The organism is Paenibacillus sp. SORGH_AS_0306 (genome assembly GCF_030819345.1).
GTDB lineage: Bacteria > Bacillota > Bacilli > Paenibacillales > Paenibacillaceae > Saccharibacillus > Saccharibacillus kyungheensis.
In genome coordinates, this window is the sequence record NZ_JAUTBP010000001.1 from 4,514,735 (window position 1) to 4,533,558 (window position 18,824).

Here is an 18,824-nt window from a genome sequence, read left to right on the forward strand (position 1 = left end):
TATTTATTGTTCATTTATACTGGCAATTACATAGTTTCTATCATAGAAATATATAGCTTTGAATAGTTTGCTTTTCTACTCATTTAAATAATGAATAAGCTCTTGCTGGATGTGTTCCCAAGAGTAGGTTGAGTGATCCATCAGCAATTTGTTCATATTTAATTGCTCAAAAATCTCTAATTCTAATGTTCTTCGCACTTGCAGACATTCTATCAGTCCATCCAGTCCGCTCCATTGATGTGCTTTGCCATATTCCTGTTCTGTATAATACCAGATCACAAAATCTAGCCATTCAGATGATCGTTCTACACTCACTTTATGAAGTGTCTGACGAATATTTTCTTGATACAAATAAATAAGCACCGGTTGAAGTGGCTTAATAATATCGCTCAGTTCCAGAATATACTCCGTAATTACGGCTTGATCTGCGTTATTTTTTGCTAATAACATACACATTGGATTTTGAAAAAAACAACATTCTACAATAACTACTTCATCGGTAGATACTAATCGCTCTGCAAAGTCTCTCCAACTCTGTAACATCAATTCGCAATGTCGAGCTAACGGTAATTCGTAAATATCGTAAGTCGCTATATATGTATATAGATCATCTGGAAAGGTATCTTGTAATATCTGTTTTGCTTTTTTGTACGAGAAAAAATAATTGTAACCCTCAACACGAACCATCTGCTGAATACATTGTTGGTCATGTGCAAACTGATGCAATAATAAATTGTACTCTTGTTCATTCAGACAAGCGACACCTTCAAAATCAACCGGATGATCCAGATCTCCTTCCAAAAATACACTTGCTTTCTTATGCTGTTGTTCTACATATTTTCCAATAAAAGAAGCTGTAGAGGTTTTGCCTGTTCCCATTAGACCTTCGGCAATAATCAACTGAGTATTTTTCATATATTCTCCTCTCCTACTGTATTCCATTCAATCATACCACTTTAGTGTAGATCATAGAAAAAGAAGTAATCCAGCACAGATATCATGCCCAGATTACTTCTTTTTATTTGGATCATCAAGTAATAGATGTACCTATAATGACCTTTACTTATTTTAAAATCAGCAAGCGATCATCGTTCTTTTCTGGTGTTCCACCTGCGGTATTGTTAGTAATCACATAAATCTTACCGTTATGGATCGCTACATCACGTACACGTCCGACATCGGTTAAGATATCGGTCATTTTTTTGGAGATAGGATCGAATTCTTTCAAACTTTTGCCTGCCAGTGTAGCGACAAGTATTTTATCGTCTGGAGTCGTCGCGATACCGGATGGAGCAATCGCTTTGGAACTAGCTACATAGAGTGGTGAAACCATATTTGGCGCTGTTTCGGTGCCCATAATCTTAGGCCAGCCATAGTTGGAACCGGGCTTAATTAGATTCATTTCATCTAGGCCTGTGCGATCGGTGCCACCGCCTGGTATTGGTGCACCACTTGGCCCATGATCGGATGCATACAATTTGCCATCAGATGTCCATGCGATCCCTTGCGAGTTACGTAGTCCATAAGCATAGACATATGAATTTTTGATCGGGTTGTCTTTAGGAATTTTACCAGTAGACGTCATCCGTAGAATCTTACCGCCCAAGCTATCCAGATCTTGAGAAAGCTCTCTGACATTGGTCTCACCGGCTGTACTATACAGCATACCGTCCGGTCCAAAAGCTAAACGTCCACCTTCATGAATACGTCCGCCGGGAATATCCTCTACCAATTTGCTTTGCTCTTTCCAGACGTTGCCGACTAACTTCACTTTAACGATTCGATTGAATCCTTGTCCATTTTTCTCATACGCATGATAAATATATGCCATTTTATTTTTAGTAAATTTAGGATCAAGTACGAAGCCTGTCAATCCTGCTTCACCTACAACACGAAGTGGCTTTTTAGTTTGCACTTTTTGTACGGTTTGCTTCCCATTCTTAATCTGTACGATACCGCCACCACGTTGTGTGATATACACCGTATTGCCAGAGAACTGCATAGACCATGGTACATCTAGCTTCGTTCCTGCTACTGTGTAGCCACCTTTTAACGCACTGGTAATTTTGGATGGAGTAGTCGTCGATGTTGTAGCAGCGATTGCCGTTTCTGATGAGGATATAGATGGTATGATACCTGCGACAGTAGATAGCGGTAGAGCAATCAATACGGCTACTGTTAATGCTTTCCCTTTTGATTTCATATTAAACATTATATTCCTCCTTTTCCTTTAGTTGTTCTTTACCCGTTGGAGGTGTGTTTAATCGGGAAAAGATAAGGAAATCGGCAAAAATACTTAAAAATCCATCGTCATATTCACATAGATACATAAAAAAATTCACTCTAATTGTTAAGAAGCGATTACTCCTATAAATAATCTACATTCGCTTTCTAACTATTCCACATTACACAATTTGCGTATACCACTAAAAAGACAGATCATCTTTAAGATAATCTGCCTTTTCAAAGTAATAGAGCATTATTTTTGATTTATAATGTGGTATACACTTATCCGAACTATCACTCTATATTATTCGCTAATATTAAACCAACCTGGTGAGTTTTTAAGAATAGTTACCAATTTTTCTGGCAGCTGAATTCGGGACAGATTTAATTCGGAAGTAATCTCTGACTCGCGTCCTGCTTCTACTTTCTCCACCCAATCAGGATTCATAATTATTGTATGTCCAAGCGCAATCAGTGGCAATCCTGATTCTACATGTTCAAGAGCTTGATCTGCTGTGGTTACCGAACCTGCTGCTAATACAGGCACTCTACCGTTTGCTTTTTCCAAAATTAATTCAAGTCTGGTGCGATCATCTTGAGCATCTACTGGCTTGGAGGACAAATGATCTAATGAAGCATGAATATAATCCAGATCTTGTTCGACTAGAAAATCGATTAATTGATACGTATCTTGCATACGCAATCCATCGGCTTTGGATGATTCTTCTGGTGACAAGCGATAGCCTACCATGAATGGCTTCGTAGCATATTTTGCTATAACAGATTTGATTTCTTCAATAATCGCTAATGGAAAACGTAGTCGATTCTCTAGTGTACCGCCCCATTGGTCTGTCCGTTGGTTCGTCGACGGTGACCAGAAGTTTTGAATTAAAAATCCATGAGCGCCATGAATCTCAACTCCGTCGAATCCTGCTTCTATCGCTCTTCTTGTTGTATCTCCAAAAGCTTGAATCATCGAAAGCACTTCTTCATGTGACAATTCTCTTGCTGCTGCGGTTGCTCCAAGAGCTGTACTTTCAGAAGGTAATGCACTTGCACTGACAACATCCAAGTCTGGCAATGCTTTATTACCTGCATGGAAAATCTGTAAAATAGCTGGTGCGCCTCCACTTTGGGTGACTTTCGCTAATTTTTGTAGACTCGGTACAAACTCATCAGAATATCCTGCAAATTCATGTGTAAACCCTTGTCCATTTGGAGTTACATGCGTACATCCTGTAATTACAAGTCCAACACCATTTACACGCTCTTGATAATAGTCCACTTCTTCATCGGAAACGGTAAGATCTTCATTGCTTGCCCATGTGGTCATCGGTGCCATAACCACTCTATTGTTAATGGTGACTCCACTTTTAAAAGTAAACGGTTCAAATAACCTGCTATATTTTGTATTCATATCGGTATCCCTCTTTATGTTATATTTTCTTTACAATACTTATTGTAATTGGTTGACGTAAGGGGAAGTAAAGAAGAATTTTTTATAGCTTTACTAATATTTTTCTAGTTTCCACTTCTGCTTTTATGATATGATCTAGTTACAGTAACTGTAACTAAAAGGTGGAGAAAATAATATGGTCTATACCATGAATTATGTTATCGAAAATGTAAATATTTCTGCGAAAACGCTAAGATTTTATGAAGAGCAAGGCATCTTACCTAATATCTCTCGCGATGAAAAAGGAAGAAGAGTCTACACCGAACAAAATATAGATTGGCTCGCTTTTATTCGTTGTCTTCGAGAAACAGGAATGTCTATTGCCAAAATCAAAGAGTATAAAGAGCTTTTTGAAGCAGGCAATTCTACTTTTTTGGAAAGAGAAGAAATGTTAAAAATTCATAAATTAGAAATACAAAAACATATTGAAGAAGAATTAAAACATCTGGAAGAAATCAATTACAAACTAGCGATGTATGATCTGCAGAAAGAAGATATTAAAAACAACCCTGATCATGTTTTCAAATGTCATGGTATGGAAGTAAATATTGTTAATTAATATCCAAAAGATCATTATGTATATCAAGTGTTGTGATCTAAAAAAAGTGCCCTGCATCCTAACAGTATTGAAGTTAGCGTGCAGGGCTATATGTATTTTATTCAAACAATTGCACATTCGGCTCCCGCTTCAACACATGAACGAGCATCGCATGTAGTTGTCCACGATGATGGTAGAAGTGTGCTTGGGTATCCAAAAGCCATTCATACCGGGAATGTGTACCACCCCAGAATGCTGTGGTTTGTTGTAAAAGTTCGGATTCTTCTAGCTCTGCTATCCCTTCTTTGAGAAAAGCATAATGATGTAGTAAAGCTTCTGCGATAGCACTTAGATGAGGCGCAGGTTCCGCTTCTTCATAGAAACGATCGATTTCCTCTTCTGTGACACCTTTTCCGATCAGAAAGTCTGCTTTGCAAAGTACAGACATATGCGCAAGCAATTCTCCAATAGACATTTTCTCTGCGGTTGGTCTAATACTCAGATCATCGTCACTCAATGTGTTAATAAGCTTAATCACAGAATCGACAGCCATATCCATCTGCTTAAAAATCCCCTGACAATAGATGTTCATGCGTATGTTCCTCTTCTCTTCCAAAAAAATATTTGAATTTTTTACAACTACTCTACTGTATTTTACCTCTTATTATTTCATACTCTTCTTATTAATCTTCTAGTTATAAAGGTCATATATATAGATTACAGCAATCTCACTATCCTTATTCTACTATGTTCTTCATCATAAAATGTACCGCGAAAAAAAACTTGCATTAGAGTTTACTCGAAGGTATATACTTTGTCTCATGGAAACATTATTAACGATTCGACAAGTAGCTACTGTCACAGGTCTTAGTGTCCACACCCTTCGATATTATGAAAATATTGGACTGTTATCTTCGATTGATCGCAATGAGCTCGGGTATCGTTGCTATTCTTCAGCAGACTTAACATGGATTCAATTTCTCACCCGTCTTAAAGCAACAGGCATGTCTATTACCAACATGCTTGAAATTGCCGAACTTCGAAGACAAGGTGATTCTACTCTAACAACAAGGAGGATTCTTCTCGAAGAGCACTACGCAGAAGTACAGCAGAAAATGAGAGAATTACAGCACAATATGGATTTACTCGCTGATAAGATCGTTACCTACAAAGGAATGGAACACGATTACCAATCAAAACAATCATCGGTCGAGTAAATATCATCTGCTTTTCTTCACCATGTCCTCAACCTATCCAACTAGAATACATTCTCTGCTGGTTCTTATAGGTTGGTTGAGGCTTTATAATAAAACCAACTAAATCAATTGAATTAGTCAACTAAATTCCGAAAGGATGATTGTGTTGTACTCCAATAAAACATTTTTCACTTATGCGATTGCGCTCGGCGTATTTGGGATTACAAATACAGAGTTTGGCATCGTTGGTATTTTGCCAAAAATCGCTGAACATTTTCAAATCAGTGTATCTCAAGCAGGAATGTTAGTGAGCATGTTTGCTTTGATTATTGCTATTTTTGGGCCGTTTATGACTCTTTTACTTTCAAGGTTCAATCGAAAAAGGGTTCTGGTTAGTGTACTTCTTGTATTTACGATCGCTAATATTTTCTCTGCATTTGCTCCCAGTTATGAAGCTTTGATGATCTTTCGGCTTTTACCCGCTTTTCTACACCCTGTCTATTTTTCTGTCGCTTTTGCAGCTGCGGCAAGCTCTGTACCCAAAGAGCAAAGTGCAATCGCCGTAGGCAAAGTATTTACTGGCTTAACGATAGGTATGGTATTAGGTGTTCCGCTCACTGCTTTTATAGGGGACCAGTTTTCACTTGAAACCGCATTTCTATTTTCAGCGGTAATCAATGCGATCGCGCTACTTGGCATTGTGGTCTTTATTCCAACATTACCGGTTGAGACAAAGTTATCTTTTGGCAAACAGTTAACCATACTGAAAAAACCACAACTCTGGCTTACAATTGCAACAGCTTGTTTATTTCTAGCTTCTTTATATTCTGTTTATTCTTATTTTGCAGAATATCTTCAAGTCGTAACCGGGATGAGTGGCAAAGTAGTTAGTATTATGTTAATTCTTTTTGGTGCGAGCGGAATCGTTGGCAATATACAAGCAGCTACATATTTAAGTAGAAATATGCTAAAAACCACTATTGTCTATCCTTTTGCACTCGGTATTATTTATCTACTGGTCTATTATATAGGCAGTTATACGATTCCTATGATAATCATTATTCTGTTGTGGGGAGCTGTGTTTACCAGTGGTCTAATTGTTAGTCAGACCTGGCTCACTTCAGAAGCCTCGGAAGCGCCGGAATTTGCTAATAGCTTATTTGTCTCGTTTGCTAACTTGGGAGTTACGATTGGAACAACGTCTGGCGGATGGTTTATATCGCAGATCGGAATACATTCGATTACATGGAGTGGTATTTTATTTCTACTGCTTGCATTGGGCTGTATTGTGATCAAGATCAAGGTTTTTGATTCTAAAAAAAGGTTGCAAATGTCTAGTGAAGTAAGACCATAATCTACTTTATATGTATGTAGGGGCGGATGGATTGAAGAACTAACTACATTTCAATCTGAAATTCTATCGAAAATAGGTAAAATAAAAAGACCACTTCTTGTGCTAGCAGAAAGTGGTCTTTGATTTTATGCATTTACTATAAAAAATGGGTCAGCGAACTTTACTGCGCATTTCTTTCGCGAATCGCTTCTTCGGTCTGTGGAATCAGGAAATCGACCATCATCGTCGCCATTTCTTGTACTTCTTCGATAAAAGGACGGACAATCGAATGTATGCCATCATAGCCAAATAAAAGATCATACGAGTGTTGTTGATGCAGATAAATGATACTTTATACTTCAAATTTGTTTGCTGTAGTGGCTGTTCGATATCTTCTCATCCCCACTATCGCAAATCAAAAAGTGATGCTGAGCCCTAGCGACAAAGACATCTGTACAACAAAAAAGACACTGAACTGTGATGCACCAGTGTCTTTTTGCTGTATAGAGGCTTTTCCATCATCTTATTTTATTGCTGAACTATAGCTTATTCACTCTAATCGTATCGCTGTCCGTTAAACCAACTTAATCAATTCTTCCAGTTCGTCTAGTAGACGCTTGGCAAGTTCGAAATTCGTATCTTTTAACGCTAGTTCGATTTTCATTTCAACAGCTTTTTTATTTTGCTCTGCTTCCAGATATCCTTTATTAAAATGACTCGTATAAATCATCTCTTTAAATTCAACCATACTCATTTTTTTAACTGTTTTATCTTCAATAATCAACACATAATCCATACCATTCACAACCGAATAGAAATCATGCGAAATCATCAGAATCGCACCTTTATAGTCTGCTATCGCTTTTTCCAATGCGATCTGCGTATAGGTATCTAAATGGCTTGTCGGTTCATCCAGAAACAATACATTGGCATGACTGGCAGCAACTTTAGCCAATTGAAGCAAGTTCTTCTCTCCACCGGACAAAGAAGCTATCTTCTGGTTCAAAATTTCGCCTTCAAAGCCGTACTCTGCAAGGTAGGTGATCACCTCGTCATACGTTTTAAAGCCAGCTTCTATAAATTCTTCAATAATTGTATTGGAATCGGTGAGCATTTCCCCTTGAAACTGAGATAAATACGCCATGCTAGCATCAGTCTTGATATCGATTGCTTCATGATTATTTTTGAAAATATCTCGAAGCAATGTCGTTTTCCCTGTACCGTTCGGACCGATCAGAGCAACTTTATCTTTAGGCTTCATTTTAAAGGTTACATTTTCCAAAAGCAGTTCGTCAAAAGAAACGCTATAATCACGGACATTAATCGCAAATCTACTTTCGATTTCATGATCGATATCCAAATGAATATTCGGTTGCTTAATATCTACAAATGGCGCTTTGAGTCGACGTGCTTCGAGTCTTTCGGTAAATCTTACTCTAGCTTTGAGCGCTCTACCACGGGATGCTTCTGAGTTATAGGTAGCGATTTCTCTTAGATTATCGACGATACTTTCATTTCTCTCAATTTCTTCCGCTTCAGCAACGGTCAATTCTTGCAACTCGACCTTTGTCTGAAGAAGAGAGAAGTTATAATCGATATAACGTCCGTCGAATTCTTGGAGCTCTGTATTTTCAAGGTGAATGATTTTGTTAAAACAATGATTCAATAGATAACGGTTATGCGTAACCACAAGTAACATGCCTTTGTGGGTATTGATTAATTTTTTCAGTGAATTAAGGTTCTCAAAATCTAAAAACACATCCGGTTCATCCATAATCATCAAGTCTGGACGAGCTAGCATTTCTTTCATTACTTGAATCAGCTTGAATTCACCACCGCTTAAAGAAGTCACATCCAGATCTTTGAGCTTCATCAGGTTGGCTAGATTGAGCTGCTTGTTGATGTTATTTTCAAAATTGTCTCCGTCCATCGCATCAAATGCGTCTGAAGCCAATTGATGTCTCTCCATTAATGCATCCATATCAGACGTGGTTGCCATTTCAGCATAGATCGCTGTAATCTCATCTTGGATCTTTATAAATTCTTCTGCAATATATTCAAAAACCGTCATTGGTTTGGTTTTATCGACTTGCGAGAACTGACTGACATATCCGATTTTGCAATCCGGGTCGATCTCCAGCTTGCCTTCGAACAAATACCGTTCAGGATCAGTCAGAATATCGATCAGCGTACTTTTCCCACTACCACTTGTTCCGATAAAAGCACAATGCTGTCCCTCTTCAAGCGTAAATGAAATATAATTATAAAGTTCTTTTTGCGGAAATGAGAAGGATAAGTTTTCAACTTTTATCATAGTGTTACCTTTCTGTATAGCTAAAATGGTGATAATTGTATAAGAAGTCTTGCCGAATAGGAGTATCAAGTGTGCCACTCCTCAGAGTAACACGGTTTACGGGGAAGTACAATTGATTTGTGGTTTTTGATCGTATTTTATATATCATCCAAAATTCAATTACGGCAACATTAAGATATTGAATGGTATTTTAATTCTTTAATAGAAAGATCCCTTTATCTTTATCTAGAGTATGGCTTAATCTATACCTTCAAGCCAAACTAACATCAGACTATAACGTGTATAAAATAAAAACCACTCATAATTATAGAGTGGTTTGTTTAAAAAGAATTTTACTTTTATCGTAATATCATTCTCTCTGGAGCCAATTACCCATTTGTATCTAACATTGCCGGCATATTGATTTTTTTTACACAAGAAGCTTTGGACAGATTCATCACACATTTGACTAAAGAAACCAAATCTTGAAGGGGAATCTGGGTTCCACCATATAATTAAATTTTCATTATAATTGCTCGACTAAGCGAACAGTTTTAGGATCATATACCATGTTGACAATTGAACCATCCTGAATACGATTCACTACTTCATCGATTATAGTTAAAGGTACAAGGAACCACTCTCTTGGACGTACAGGATGTCCAAAACGATCGTTAATCGTAATGTTAAGCTGAGCTGGAGCGAAAATGCGGTGGAATATTCCCTCTAACTTCCCTCGATTAATACTAGATAGCTTATAGCTTGCTACAACTTCTACATCTGCTAGTAGGTAAGTAGCATCATGTGCTGCATTTGCGATACGAGTTGTAACTTTACCGCCAGTCACACCAATCTTATGGATGAGTTCACGATGTTCCGCAACAAAGGGATGTTCTGAGGAACTACGCAGCACATAGATAGTCCCATTCTGAATGTCATGCTCTTCCCAGTTTGCACTAAACAACCCTCCGCCAATCGGATCGGTTAGTCGACGTCCAGCCTCATCCTTGTATAACGCACGCTGTAAGGATCTGAGGAGAAGATTACTTTCTGTTCCATTAGAGTATATAACCCTAAGTCGTGCATCAGTAGAACCATTAGGGGCCTTGAATTCGTCCCCTCTCTCAGCTACGTAGGCAAGTTGTCCTCCTAAGATAAAGAAGTTCCCCCTATTTATGCTCGCATCCTTACCAAATGGATGCGTCTCTCGATCCCCAGATTTAAGGTCATTCTCAACCTGTTCAAACAGAGGTTTGAAACGAGCAAAATCTTCACATCTCTCGCGATTCGCAATTTCCTCGGCAGCTCGTTTTTCCTCTTGAGAACGAACATGGCGTAAGTCTATAATATCCGAGGTAGTGAGCATTTCTTCAAATTCGGCAAGTAGTGCATCATCATCCAATTTAGCTACCTGATCGATTTGCTTAGTTTCTTGATTACTTAGCAAGCCTTGGCTATCTAAAGGAACAAGTAGACTTACGCAATCATCCTGTTCGCGCAATCGATCAAGCCGTACGGCATAGAGTCTTTCAAAAATGTCGTTTCCTTCTCCATATTGTGGAGCACGACCATGTTTTTTTACAAATTGCTGAATTTCTTCAAATCCGGTGATAATACGTTCTTCACGCGTGGTGTAAGAGGGAGGCTTTTCTACTTCATATTCTATACCAAGTTCTCGGAGAAGATCTTCATCAGAAAAGTTAGTCATCTATACTCCACCTCCGTTGCTTTGAGCGGCCTTCTGTTGCGCTGAATAACGCTGTAACGCTAAAACTCCTTCAGCCATTCGCTTTTCCCATGGATCTTGCGAATTTATATCTGGCAGTCGACCACGTTCTTTTTTGAACTGAACAGCCCGTTCAGTTAGTGACCTGGCTTCATTATAAGGTATGTTTGTACGCTTTGCTGCAATAACAGCCGCAACTTGCTTCAGACTTTCCTCACTTAGTGCCTTGGATAAAATTGCATAAGCTTCGCTGAATGGATTAATACGATCAATGAGATCAATGTCTAGTTCTCGAACATCCATTACAAACTTACGAACCCCATCAATTAGTGCAGTGTTAGCTACCGGCTCATTACTTCCCTCAGTATTCTTCGTCGTTATCTGCTTTGCTTGTTGTGTTAAATTAAGGGCTGCAATAGCATGCTGACGAATCGCTTCTTGATCCTCGGTTTCAAGCTCTGGATACTTTTCTTTGATGATTTTGCCCATACGAACCTGTGTCAGTTCTTCAGGCACCATTTCTTCATCAAACAAGCCCCGTTCGATAGTGCTTTTGTCTTGAACGAATGTCGCAATAACTTCATTTAAGTCTTCTCGGCATATGCGTACTGCTTCTTCGCTCTTTGGCTCGAAGAGACCTTTGATTTCAATTTGCATTTGTCCTGTTTCAGGATTAAAACCCACGTTACACTTCTCTGGATCATATCCCTCATCTCCGTACTCGAATCCTTCAACTGGACCACTTTCTATATTTTTCGATCTAAATTCGAAGCGAGGAGAAAGAACTTGCTCCATAAGTAAGCTGGCAGCAATGGCTTTCAGCGTATCATTTACTGCCTCAGTTACTGCTTCCTCGGAAGCATCCGGCTCAGCAATCAGATTCGTAAATCGGGCACGCGTTTTACCCGGAGCATCACGAGTCGCTCTGCCGATAATTTGCACAATTTCAGTAAGACTCGCTCGATAACCCACTGTTAGTGCATGTTCACACCAAATCCAGTCAAAACCTTCCTTAGCCATGCCAAGAGCGATGATGATATCCACATGATCACTATTATTTTTATGAACAGGATCTTTTAATGCAGTAGATACTCGGTCACGTTTAGTCGAATCGTTATCTACTAAATCAGCGATTTTAAGAATTTTACCTTCTAATGTTTTGACTAACTGAAAGCCAGTTACGGGGTCTGTGCCTTGCCATTCTCCTAACTCTTCAATGATGTACTCAACTTCTCTGATCTTGTCCTTAGTACTCTCACGAGAGTTAACATTTGGGATGTGGATGATTGTTTTCTCGGACGAGTCTAGCACTTTAAGAATATCATCTGTGTATGAACCAGAGTAGAAGTAATAACCGATGTCGAGTTGTTTAAGGTATTCATAGCCATTAAGCTGCTCATAATACGTATAAGTAACCGTATCAAACTTTGATTCGTCTTGAGGAGCTAGAACTGCCTCAGCATCTCCGCGGAAATAAGACCCCGTCATTGCAACAATATGCACACGATCACGAGCAATAAATTGGCTAAGATGTACACCCAGTTTGTTGTCCGGGTTCGCAGAGACATGATGGAATTCGTCCACGGCAATCAATCTGTTATCGAAAGCCGCCAATCCATACTCATCGACAGCGAAACGGAAGGTAGCATGTGTACAAACTAAGACTTTATCGTTGCTTTCAAGGAACGCACCAACCGATTTCACTTTACCTCCGTTGTCCGAGCCAGGGGCATTACATAGGTTCCATCTCGGCTCCACGACCCAGTCGGACCAAAAACCATACTGGCTTAGCGGCTCGTTGTTAAAACTGGAGCCGATTGATTTCTCTGGCACAACAATGATTGCCTGCTTGAGTCCTTGATTATGGAGCTTATCAAGGGCAATAAACATCAATGCTCGGCTCTTTCCAGATGCCGGAGGCGACTTAATAAGAAGATACTGCTCGCCACGCCGCTCAAAAACACGTTCTTGCATTACCCGCATTCCCAACTCATTTGCCTTGATCGAACCCCCTTTACGAGCGTAGGATACAGAAATTGAAGGGATAGTTCTTTTTTCATTAATCATGCGCTTGCTCCCTCTTGTTTTTCTTATTAGGTTTCGTTGAAGTCTTCATTTTAGTGTAAAGATCAAACAACTTCTCTAGCCGTTCGGTATCGTTACGAAAACGACGGCCAATGTAAATACGTTCAAGCACTTCGTCGTTACGCTCATGTGCTTGACGTAGATTTGCAGGCATATTCTCAGAGTCATAAAGATCGGCGATCGTCGCCGGGAAATGCGCCTCGCGAGCCAGCAGGATGTCCTCAGCGCAACGGGTCAAATCGGCCCTGTTTTTCTCTGTAAGCTTTGGGACAGGGAATGTATTCCATCCAAGGGTATTTGTGTAAGAATAGTCAGTCCGCATCCGTGCACATACGGTCCCTATCCAAATCACATGAAGTTTAGAAGCTATAAGTGAGAAAGCCCACAAGGGGCTATCTACAACCCCAAATAACGTGTTTGCTATAACTGCACCTGCCTCCAGAAAGGTCACAGGAAGATAAGCCCGATTTCCTGAGCTTCTTATAGGGACTACCATAATACTGGATTTTGGTAGTGGTTTTCGTTCATCAAATCTATGGGGCCAATTTGCAGCTTTCCGAGTTGCCGCCTTTGTGCTTTTCAGCCTAAATTCTCGTACACCATCTACTCTCTTGCGAATATTTCCTGCATCAAGTGCCGAAGTTAACTTATCGTCATCGACCCAGATACAGTATCTACCCGTCCCAGAAATAGTCTCAACAGCCCCATAAAACGGACGGATAAATTGTCTACGCTGTGTGTCATTTATTTCAAGCGAATGTATCTCTGATGATTCCAGAATTAAATGCCCTCCATCGGTAGGGGAATTTCCACGAGACATTTCTGGGATGTCTGAAATTGGTTCACTTCGCGCTTCAACCAAAATATTAGGGCCTGAGACAAGGTAAGGGTTGATGTTTTCAACATCATTGATAACAGACGATTCGTCTTCCGCGAGTGAATAAATACGTCGTCTGGACTTTCCTAAACCTTTTCCAATTGCAACAATGACGACCGTCACACCTGCGTTATGACTGGCAAGATTGGACCAATTGAAGCTTGTGTGAGCAAAAAGAATCTCACTACCGGTTTCGAAGATTACAGGCCAGAGGATTGCAACCTGCTGTCCCTGACATATTGAATTAGTTGATACGAATGCTGAACTCGCTTGTGTGTGAACAGCATAATCTGCTGCCTTCAGAAACCATCCTGCTACGTAATCCAATGATTTCCAATTCTTAGTCCTTTGACCAAACACAATCTCAAGGTCATGTTTATGTTCATTTGTTTGATTCTTTGTACCGAGATAAGGGGGATTTCCGCAGATGTATGTCTCCCCCCCTTCATTTTTGAAGTCGATCTCTGCTTGATTTGAGGGTGTACTAAAGAAATCATCGCCATCGAACTTTACACCTTTTCCTGTTGGTGGACAGATACTAAGCCAATCCAATCGCAATGCATTTCCACAGGTTATCCAATTTTCTGATGACAGCGGCAAAAACTCAGCAAGGGCAAGTGTTGGCCCACGATAGATTACATTGCACTGATACTCAGCAATTATGAGTGCAAGACGTGCAATCTCAGCGGAAAAATCACGAAGTTCGATACCACGAAAATTTGTCAAAGGTATTTCACTTTCACGTCCTTTTTCACCACGTCGTTCGTTAAGAATATTTTCAATTTCGCGCATTTGCTTATAGGCGATAACAAGGAAGTTGCCTGATCCACAGGCTGGATCAAAAATCCTAATTTGGGATATACGTTTTCGTAGATTGAGCAACATCCGGGGATTATCCCCCGCCGCCGCAAGCTGTGCTCGCAAATCATCTAAAAAAAGCGGATTAAGCACCTTCAGAATATTAGGTACACTTGTGTAATGCATACCAAGCGCACCGCGCTCCTCATCGTCCGCCACTGCCTGAATCATCGATCCGAAGATATCAGGATTTATCTTAGTCCAATCCAAATTTCCGATATGCAAAAGGTACGATCGTGCAATTTTGCTAAACCACGGCACATCTACACTACCCGAAAAGAGTCCACCGTTCACGTAAGGGAACGCATCAGCCCAGCGTGGTAATTTTACTACTATACGATCGAAATCTTTCGTATTCATCGCCCGGAAGATTTCGCTAATTACTTCATGTGTATTCGAGGCATCATGCACGCTCATCTGCTTGATGGTGTCAGTAAACAGACGCATTCTATTAAAAATCCCGGTATTCTCAGCAAAAAAGCAGAAGATGAGTCGTGCCATGAAGTGGTTCATCTCATGGCGTCGCTCGTTCGTACCCCACTCTGGATTTTCTTTCAACAACTCCACATAAAGTCGGTTTAAACGACTAGTTGCCCGAATATCGAAAGAACTGTCGCGTACCTGTTTTACAGTTGTAATCCCAGCAAGTGCTAGGAAAAAGCCAAAATGATTAGGAAAGTCCTGAAAGTTGCAAGCGACGACCTCGCCAGTCTCCAACTCCTCTGCCTCAAAGGACAATCCATCAGTGGCAAGAATGTAGCGAGCTTTCGCTCTGACCGTTGCCCGGCTTTCTTTAAGTGCAACAAGAGTCTTAGTCACCTCACCAGACTGGGCTGTTGCAATATGAATATTATTCGTTTGAAGGACTCCGCCTATGTCGGACTTATTCGATTCACCTGAACGTAGACGTCTGATTGTCGTCTCCTTGTTCCCAAAAGCCCGAAGAAATGCGAATGGAAACTCCTCCTTATCAAAAGACTGAGTCGCTAGTTCTGATACAGCCACTTCGATTTCAACTGGATTCATTATAATTTTCCTCCATTTTGTTTCTGTAAGCCGGTAGGTATCCTTTCAGGTTAGCCCCTCCCATTAAAATAGCAGAAGGGGTATTAGTATATTTATAAAATTTAAAGAAATCAAAAACCCGTTGTATTTATTGCCTTCATGGCTTCTATTTCGGCATTTTCATAAGAAATTCCTTTAGCACTAAGTATAGTCAACCACACTTTGTATTCAGCTAGCTTTTGCATTCCACCGATATAACAATTATTAACTAGTTCAAATAATGAATCCGAATATCGACCACGAAGACCTGTTTCCCTAATGATTTCTAGTTTCTTTAGTCCATCGCCCTCAGGTGTTACAGAAACATAATCCCAAGAGTTACTTCTAACTCCATTTTCTTCAAAGACTTTTCTGTACGTGTGATTCATGTTTTTATTGCTTACGTCCTTAAAAGCAACTAACAATTCTTCTGCTAAAATAGCTTCAGTAGTTAACATTGTTACAGGTGGTCGATCTTCAAAAGGGTGTCCACCATATCCAATCCCTGTGTCTGTCTTTATGCCCTTAGTCAAAGCATTGTAAGTATACTTAATGCAATTCTGCTGCCAAAGTAGTGGAAACCTTTCGCTAGTAAAGCCTGAGAAATAATCATACAAGAATTTTAATTGACTTCTACAAGTATTTTGTGCCGCCATTAAAAGTCGATAGCCATCAACTGTCATGACTCGATTATGTTTTGAACCTTTAAAACGAGGAAAATAATTGCTATGGTTTTTTGAACCTTCTACAGAAGAAATTCCTTCGAGAAGGTATGTAATAAATTCAATAACTGATTTCAAGGAAATAGACTCCTCTTGAATAGTAGTTGATAGTTTATCCTTCAAACCTGTAAGATCTTCTGCTTGAAATGCTTGACAAATTTTTGCGCCGAATCGTTTATGAAACATAATTTCAGACTGTGTATTCTTTTTCTCCTTCATAATGGGGATACCTAATACTGATTCTCCTGGCTGTAAAACATCCAAGGAAGATTCGATGATTCGGCCTTTAAGGCCTGTAAAACACTCCTCGAACCGCTTCATAGCTCTTTCGGCTGCTTCTTGCATTTGGCTATATTCTTCCTCATCATCACAGCTTGAATTAGTACGATACAAAAAACAAGCTTTACTAGATGCTACTAGTGGAGCCATTGCTTCGACTAATTTGGCGAAACTCTTATTAGCTTCACTCATACCACTATCAGCTAATACAAATAATACAAGGTCTGCTTTCTCAACTGGAACCACCCCGTAATTTTCAGCAACTCCAGGAGTATCTGTGATAATGAGGTAATCTAGATTATTAGTACGCATAATTTGTCTAGCAAACTCGCTAGGACGAGAGAAGATCTCAATATAGTGATAGTTTTCTCCTTTTTCACCATTCCATCCATTTTCACGACACTCTTTTAAATAATCATTTACTTCATCTAAAAATCTAGTCAGTCTTTCAGGGGTAAGAGGAGACTTCATTCCATTCATTGTCTCATCCGTTGAATGAAAAACAGCAAAACCTTCATCCAAACTTTCCGAAATTACATTTTGCACCTCACATTGTGTAAAGTCATCTCCCTCACGACTACATGCTATGCGGTAACCGTAAGTGTCACTGGAAAACATTGAAATCAGAAAGCTTTTGCCTACACGTGGACGACCACAAACAGCTAGCACTTTAAAACGTCCGGACTTAGGGTTGGGCAAAAAACGCCGTACCCCTTCACGACCGTGTGCCTCCATCCATGATTCTACCTCGCTGATCATAAACAAAGGAGTAGCCGCTAAATTTTTAATGGGTTCAGGAAAATCATCATATCGGTTTCTTAAATTTGATAAACCGGCAGTACTTATCCCTATTAACTCTGCAATTTCCTTAACCCCGGCAATGTCTTCAATTCGAATTTGATCTGTCAAATTCATCCCCCCTAAAAAAAGTTGTCATCATTAAAATAATTTGTGAGCGTTGTTAACAGGATTATAAACTTACGTTCACACTTTGTAAAGATGCAACTTTATTTTGTTGATGCTTACTTTTAAATTTCGCCCTACTTATGATACGTTTTCCCCTGATTAATCTTCAACGACCGAAGCACAACTCCTGCTGGGCGCGCTTCAGGAAGTGATCGCTAATTCCACCGTGGCTGTTGCTATAGGTGCCCAGTAGATCGAGTTCGGAAGTCAAGTCTTCCAAACTCCACATTTTGCCGTCGGGCTTGATGTGACTCAGGATGTGCTCACCTTCTTTGTCTTTCAAAATACTTGCTTATGCATCACTTAATACGATTTACTGCTGTACATCCAAACCAAATTAACATCCAACTATAACGTTCATATCTACACATAAAATAAAAACCACTCCTAAGTACAGAGTGGCTTGTTTAAAAAGAATTTCAATTTTATCGTAAGATCTTTCTCCTTAGAGCCAATTAACCGTTACTATCTAACATTGCTGGCATGTTGATTTCTTTGACACAAGAAGCTTTGGACAGATTCATCACGCATTTGACTAAAGAAACCAAATCTTGAAGGGGAATCTGGGTTCCACCATATGTAGACAATACTTTTTCTATTCCATCTTCTAACGGAATTTGGGTGGCGATCTCACCCGGATTTATACAAGTGACACCGATTCCGTATTTCTTCACATGCTCTCTTATCGAATTGCCAATACCACGCAAACCAAACTTAGAAGCTGTAAATGAGACTTGTGTAAAATCATTATGCTCCAGCCCTGCTGTAGAACCAATTAAGAAAATCTTGGCGTTATCTGACTTTTTCAGATTCGGTAAAAGCTTCTGTATACAGGTAATTGTAGAAGTCACATTGATATGGATAATGTTCGCAATTTCAGTGGGATCATCGTTTTCAAAATTATAGTCGTCTCTGAACCCTTTGCTCTCCCATATGCCTACATTGTATATCAATACATCTAAGGTAACGTTATTTAGTGTATTCGCAATCAGAGTGCTTGCATCAGGTTTCGCCAAATCAGCTTCAATCCAATGTTTTTCAATACCATCTTCAACATCTAAACTATTAGGATACGTTCTAGAAACCACCCATACACGATCACCTTTTTCGGGTAGTCCATTAACAAAGGCTTCCCCTAATCCTTTACTGGCTCCAAAAATAATAAAATTTTTCATAACGTATGTATCCTTTCGAGATTATTTTTTATGGCTTATGATTAAAGATC

The 18,824-nt window shown here is 39.5% G+C and carries 13 protein-coding genes; 3 read left to right on the plus strand and 10 right to left on the minus strand.

Features of this window, described 5'->3' with window-relative positions:
- Positions 1-75: 75 nt before the first annotated feature.
- The 3 genes from QE450_RS19960 to QE450_RS19970 form a co-directional block, all read right to left on the minus strand.
- Positions 76-915: a P-loop NTPase family protein gene (locus tag QE450_RS19960; RefSeq protein ID WP_307301624.1), complete on the minus strand. Its 840-nt coding sequence runs from the start codon at positions 913-915 to the stop codon at positions 76-78.
- A gap of 148 nt (positions 916-1,063) precedes the next feature.
- Positions 1,064-2,212, minus strand: a complete 1,149-nt coding sequence (locus QE450_RS19965) for a PQQ-dependent sugar dehydrogenase (RefSeq protein ID WP_307301627.1) — start codon at positions 2,210-2,212, stop codon at positions 1,064-1,066.
- A gap of 318 nt (positions 2,213-2,530) precedes the next feature.
- Complete coding sequence (locus QE450_RS19970) at positions 2,531-3,643, minus strand: NADH-dependent flavin oxidoreductase (protein WP_307301629.1); 1,113 nt, start codon at positions 3,641-3,643, stop codon at positions 2,531-2,533.
- Positions 3,644-3,818: 175 nt separating this feature from the next.
- Between QE450_RS19970 and QE450_RS19975 the strand changes: the two genes are divergently transcribed.
- Entirely contained in the window at positions 3,819-4,241 is a 423-nt protein-coding gene (locus tag QE450_RS19975; RefSeq protein ID WP_273614261.1) for a MerR family transcriptional regulator, read from the plus strand.
- 97 nt (positions 4,242-4,338) lie between these two features.
- Here QE450_RS19975 and QE450_RS19980 read toward each other — a convergent pair whose 3' ends face one another.
- On the minus strand, positions 4,339-4,812 hold the full coding sequence (locus QE450_RS19980) for a DinB family protein (RefSeq protein WP_307301632.1): 474 nt from the start codon (positions 4,810-4,812) through the stop codon (positions 4,339-4,341).
- Between the two features lie 229 nt (positions 4,813-5,041).
- On the opposite strand from QE450_RS19980, the gene QE450_RS19985 reads away from it, so the two are divergent.
- Complete coding sequence (locus tag QE450_RS19985) at positions 5,042-5,437, plus strand: MerR family transcriptional regulator (protein ID WP_307301634.1); 396 nt, start codon at positions 5,042-5,044, stop codon at positions 5,435-5,437.
- A 145-nt stretch (positions 5,438-5,582) separates the two neighbouring features.
- On the plus strand, positions 5,583-6,770 hold the full coding sequence (locus tag QE450_RS19990) for an MFS transporter (protein ID WP_307301636.1): 1,188 nt from the start codon (positions 5,583-5,585) through the stop codon (positions 6,768-6,770).
- A gap of 553 nt (positions 6,771-7,323) precedes the next feature.
- Here the strand turns inward: QE450_RS19990 and QE450_RS19995 are convergent.
- The 6 genes from QE450_RS19995 to QE450_RS20025 form a co-directional block, all read right to left on the minus strand.
- Complete coding sequence (locus QE450_RS19995) at positions 7,324-9,063, minus strand: ABC-F family ATP-binding cassette domain-containing protein (protein ID WP_274171350.1); 1,740 nt, start codon at positions 9,061-9,063, stop codon at positions 7,324-7,326.
- Positions 9,064-9,568: 505 nt separating this feature from the next.
- Entirely contained in the window at positions 9,569-10,750 is a 1,182-nt protein-coding gene (locus QE450_RS20005; RefSeq protein ID WP_307301639.1) for a GIY-YIG nuclease family protein, read from the minus strand.
- On the minus strand, positions 10,751-12,835 hold the full coding sequence (locus QE450_RS20010; RefSeq protein ID WP_307301641.1) for a DEAD/DEAH box helicase: 2,085 nt from the start codon (positions 12,833-12,835) through the stop codon (positions 10,751-10,753). It lies immediately after the preceding gene.
- Positions 12,828-15,614 carry a class I SAM-dependent DNA methyltransferase gene (locus QE450_RS20015; protein ID WP_307301643.1) on the minus strand — a complete coding sequence of 929 codons (2,787 nt, stop codon included), beginning with the start codon at positions 15,612-15,614 and terminating at the stop codon, positions 12,828-12,830. Before QE450_RS20015 ends, QE450_RS20010 begins: the two co-directional genes overlap by 8 nt.
- 110 nt (positions 15,615-15,724) lie before the next feature.
- Positions 15,725-17,542, minus strand: a complete 1,818-nt coding sequence (locus QE450_RS20020) for a hypothetical protein (protein WP_307301645.1) — start codon at positions 17,540-17,542, stop codon at positions 15,725-15,727.
- Positions 17,543-18,054: 512 nt separating this feature from the next.
- Positions 18,055-18,774 (minus strand): SDR family NAD(P)-dependent oxidoreductase, encoded by a 720-nt coding sequence (locus tag QE450_RS20025; RefSeq protein WP_307301647.1) that lies wholly within the window; start codon positions 18,772-18,774, stop codon positions 18,055-18,057.
- Positions 18,775-18,824 lie beyond the last annotated feature (50 nt).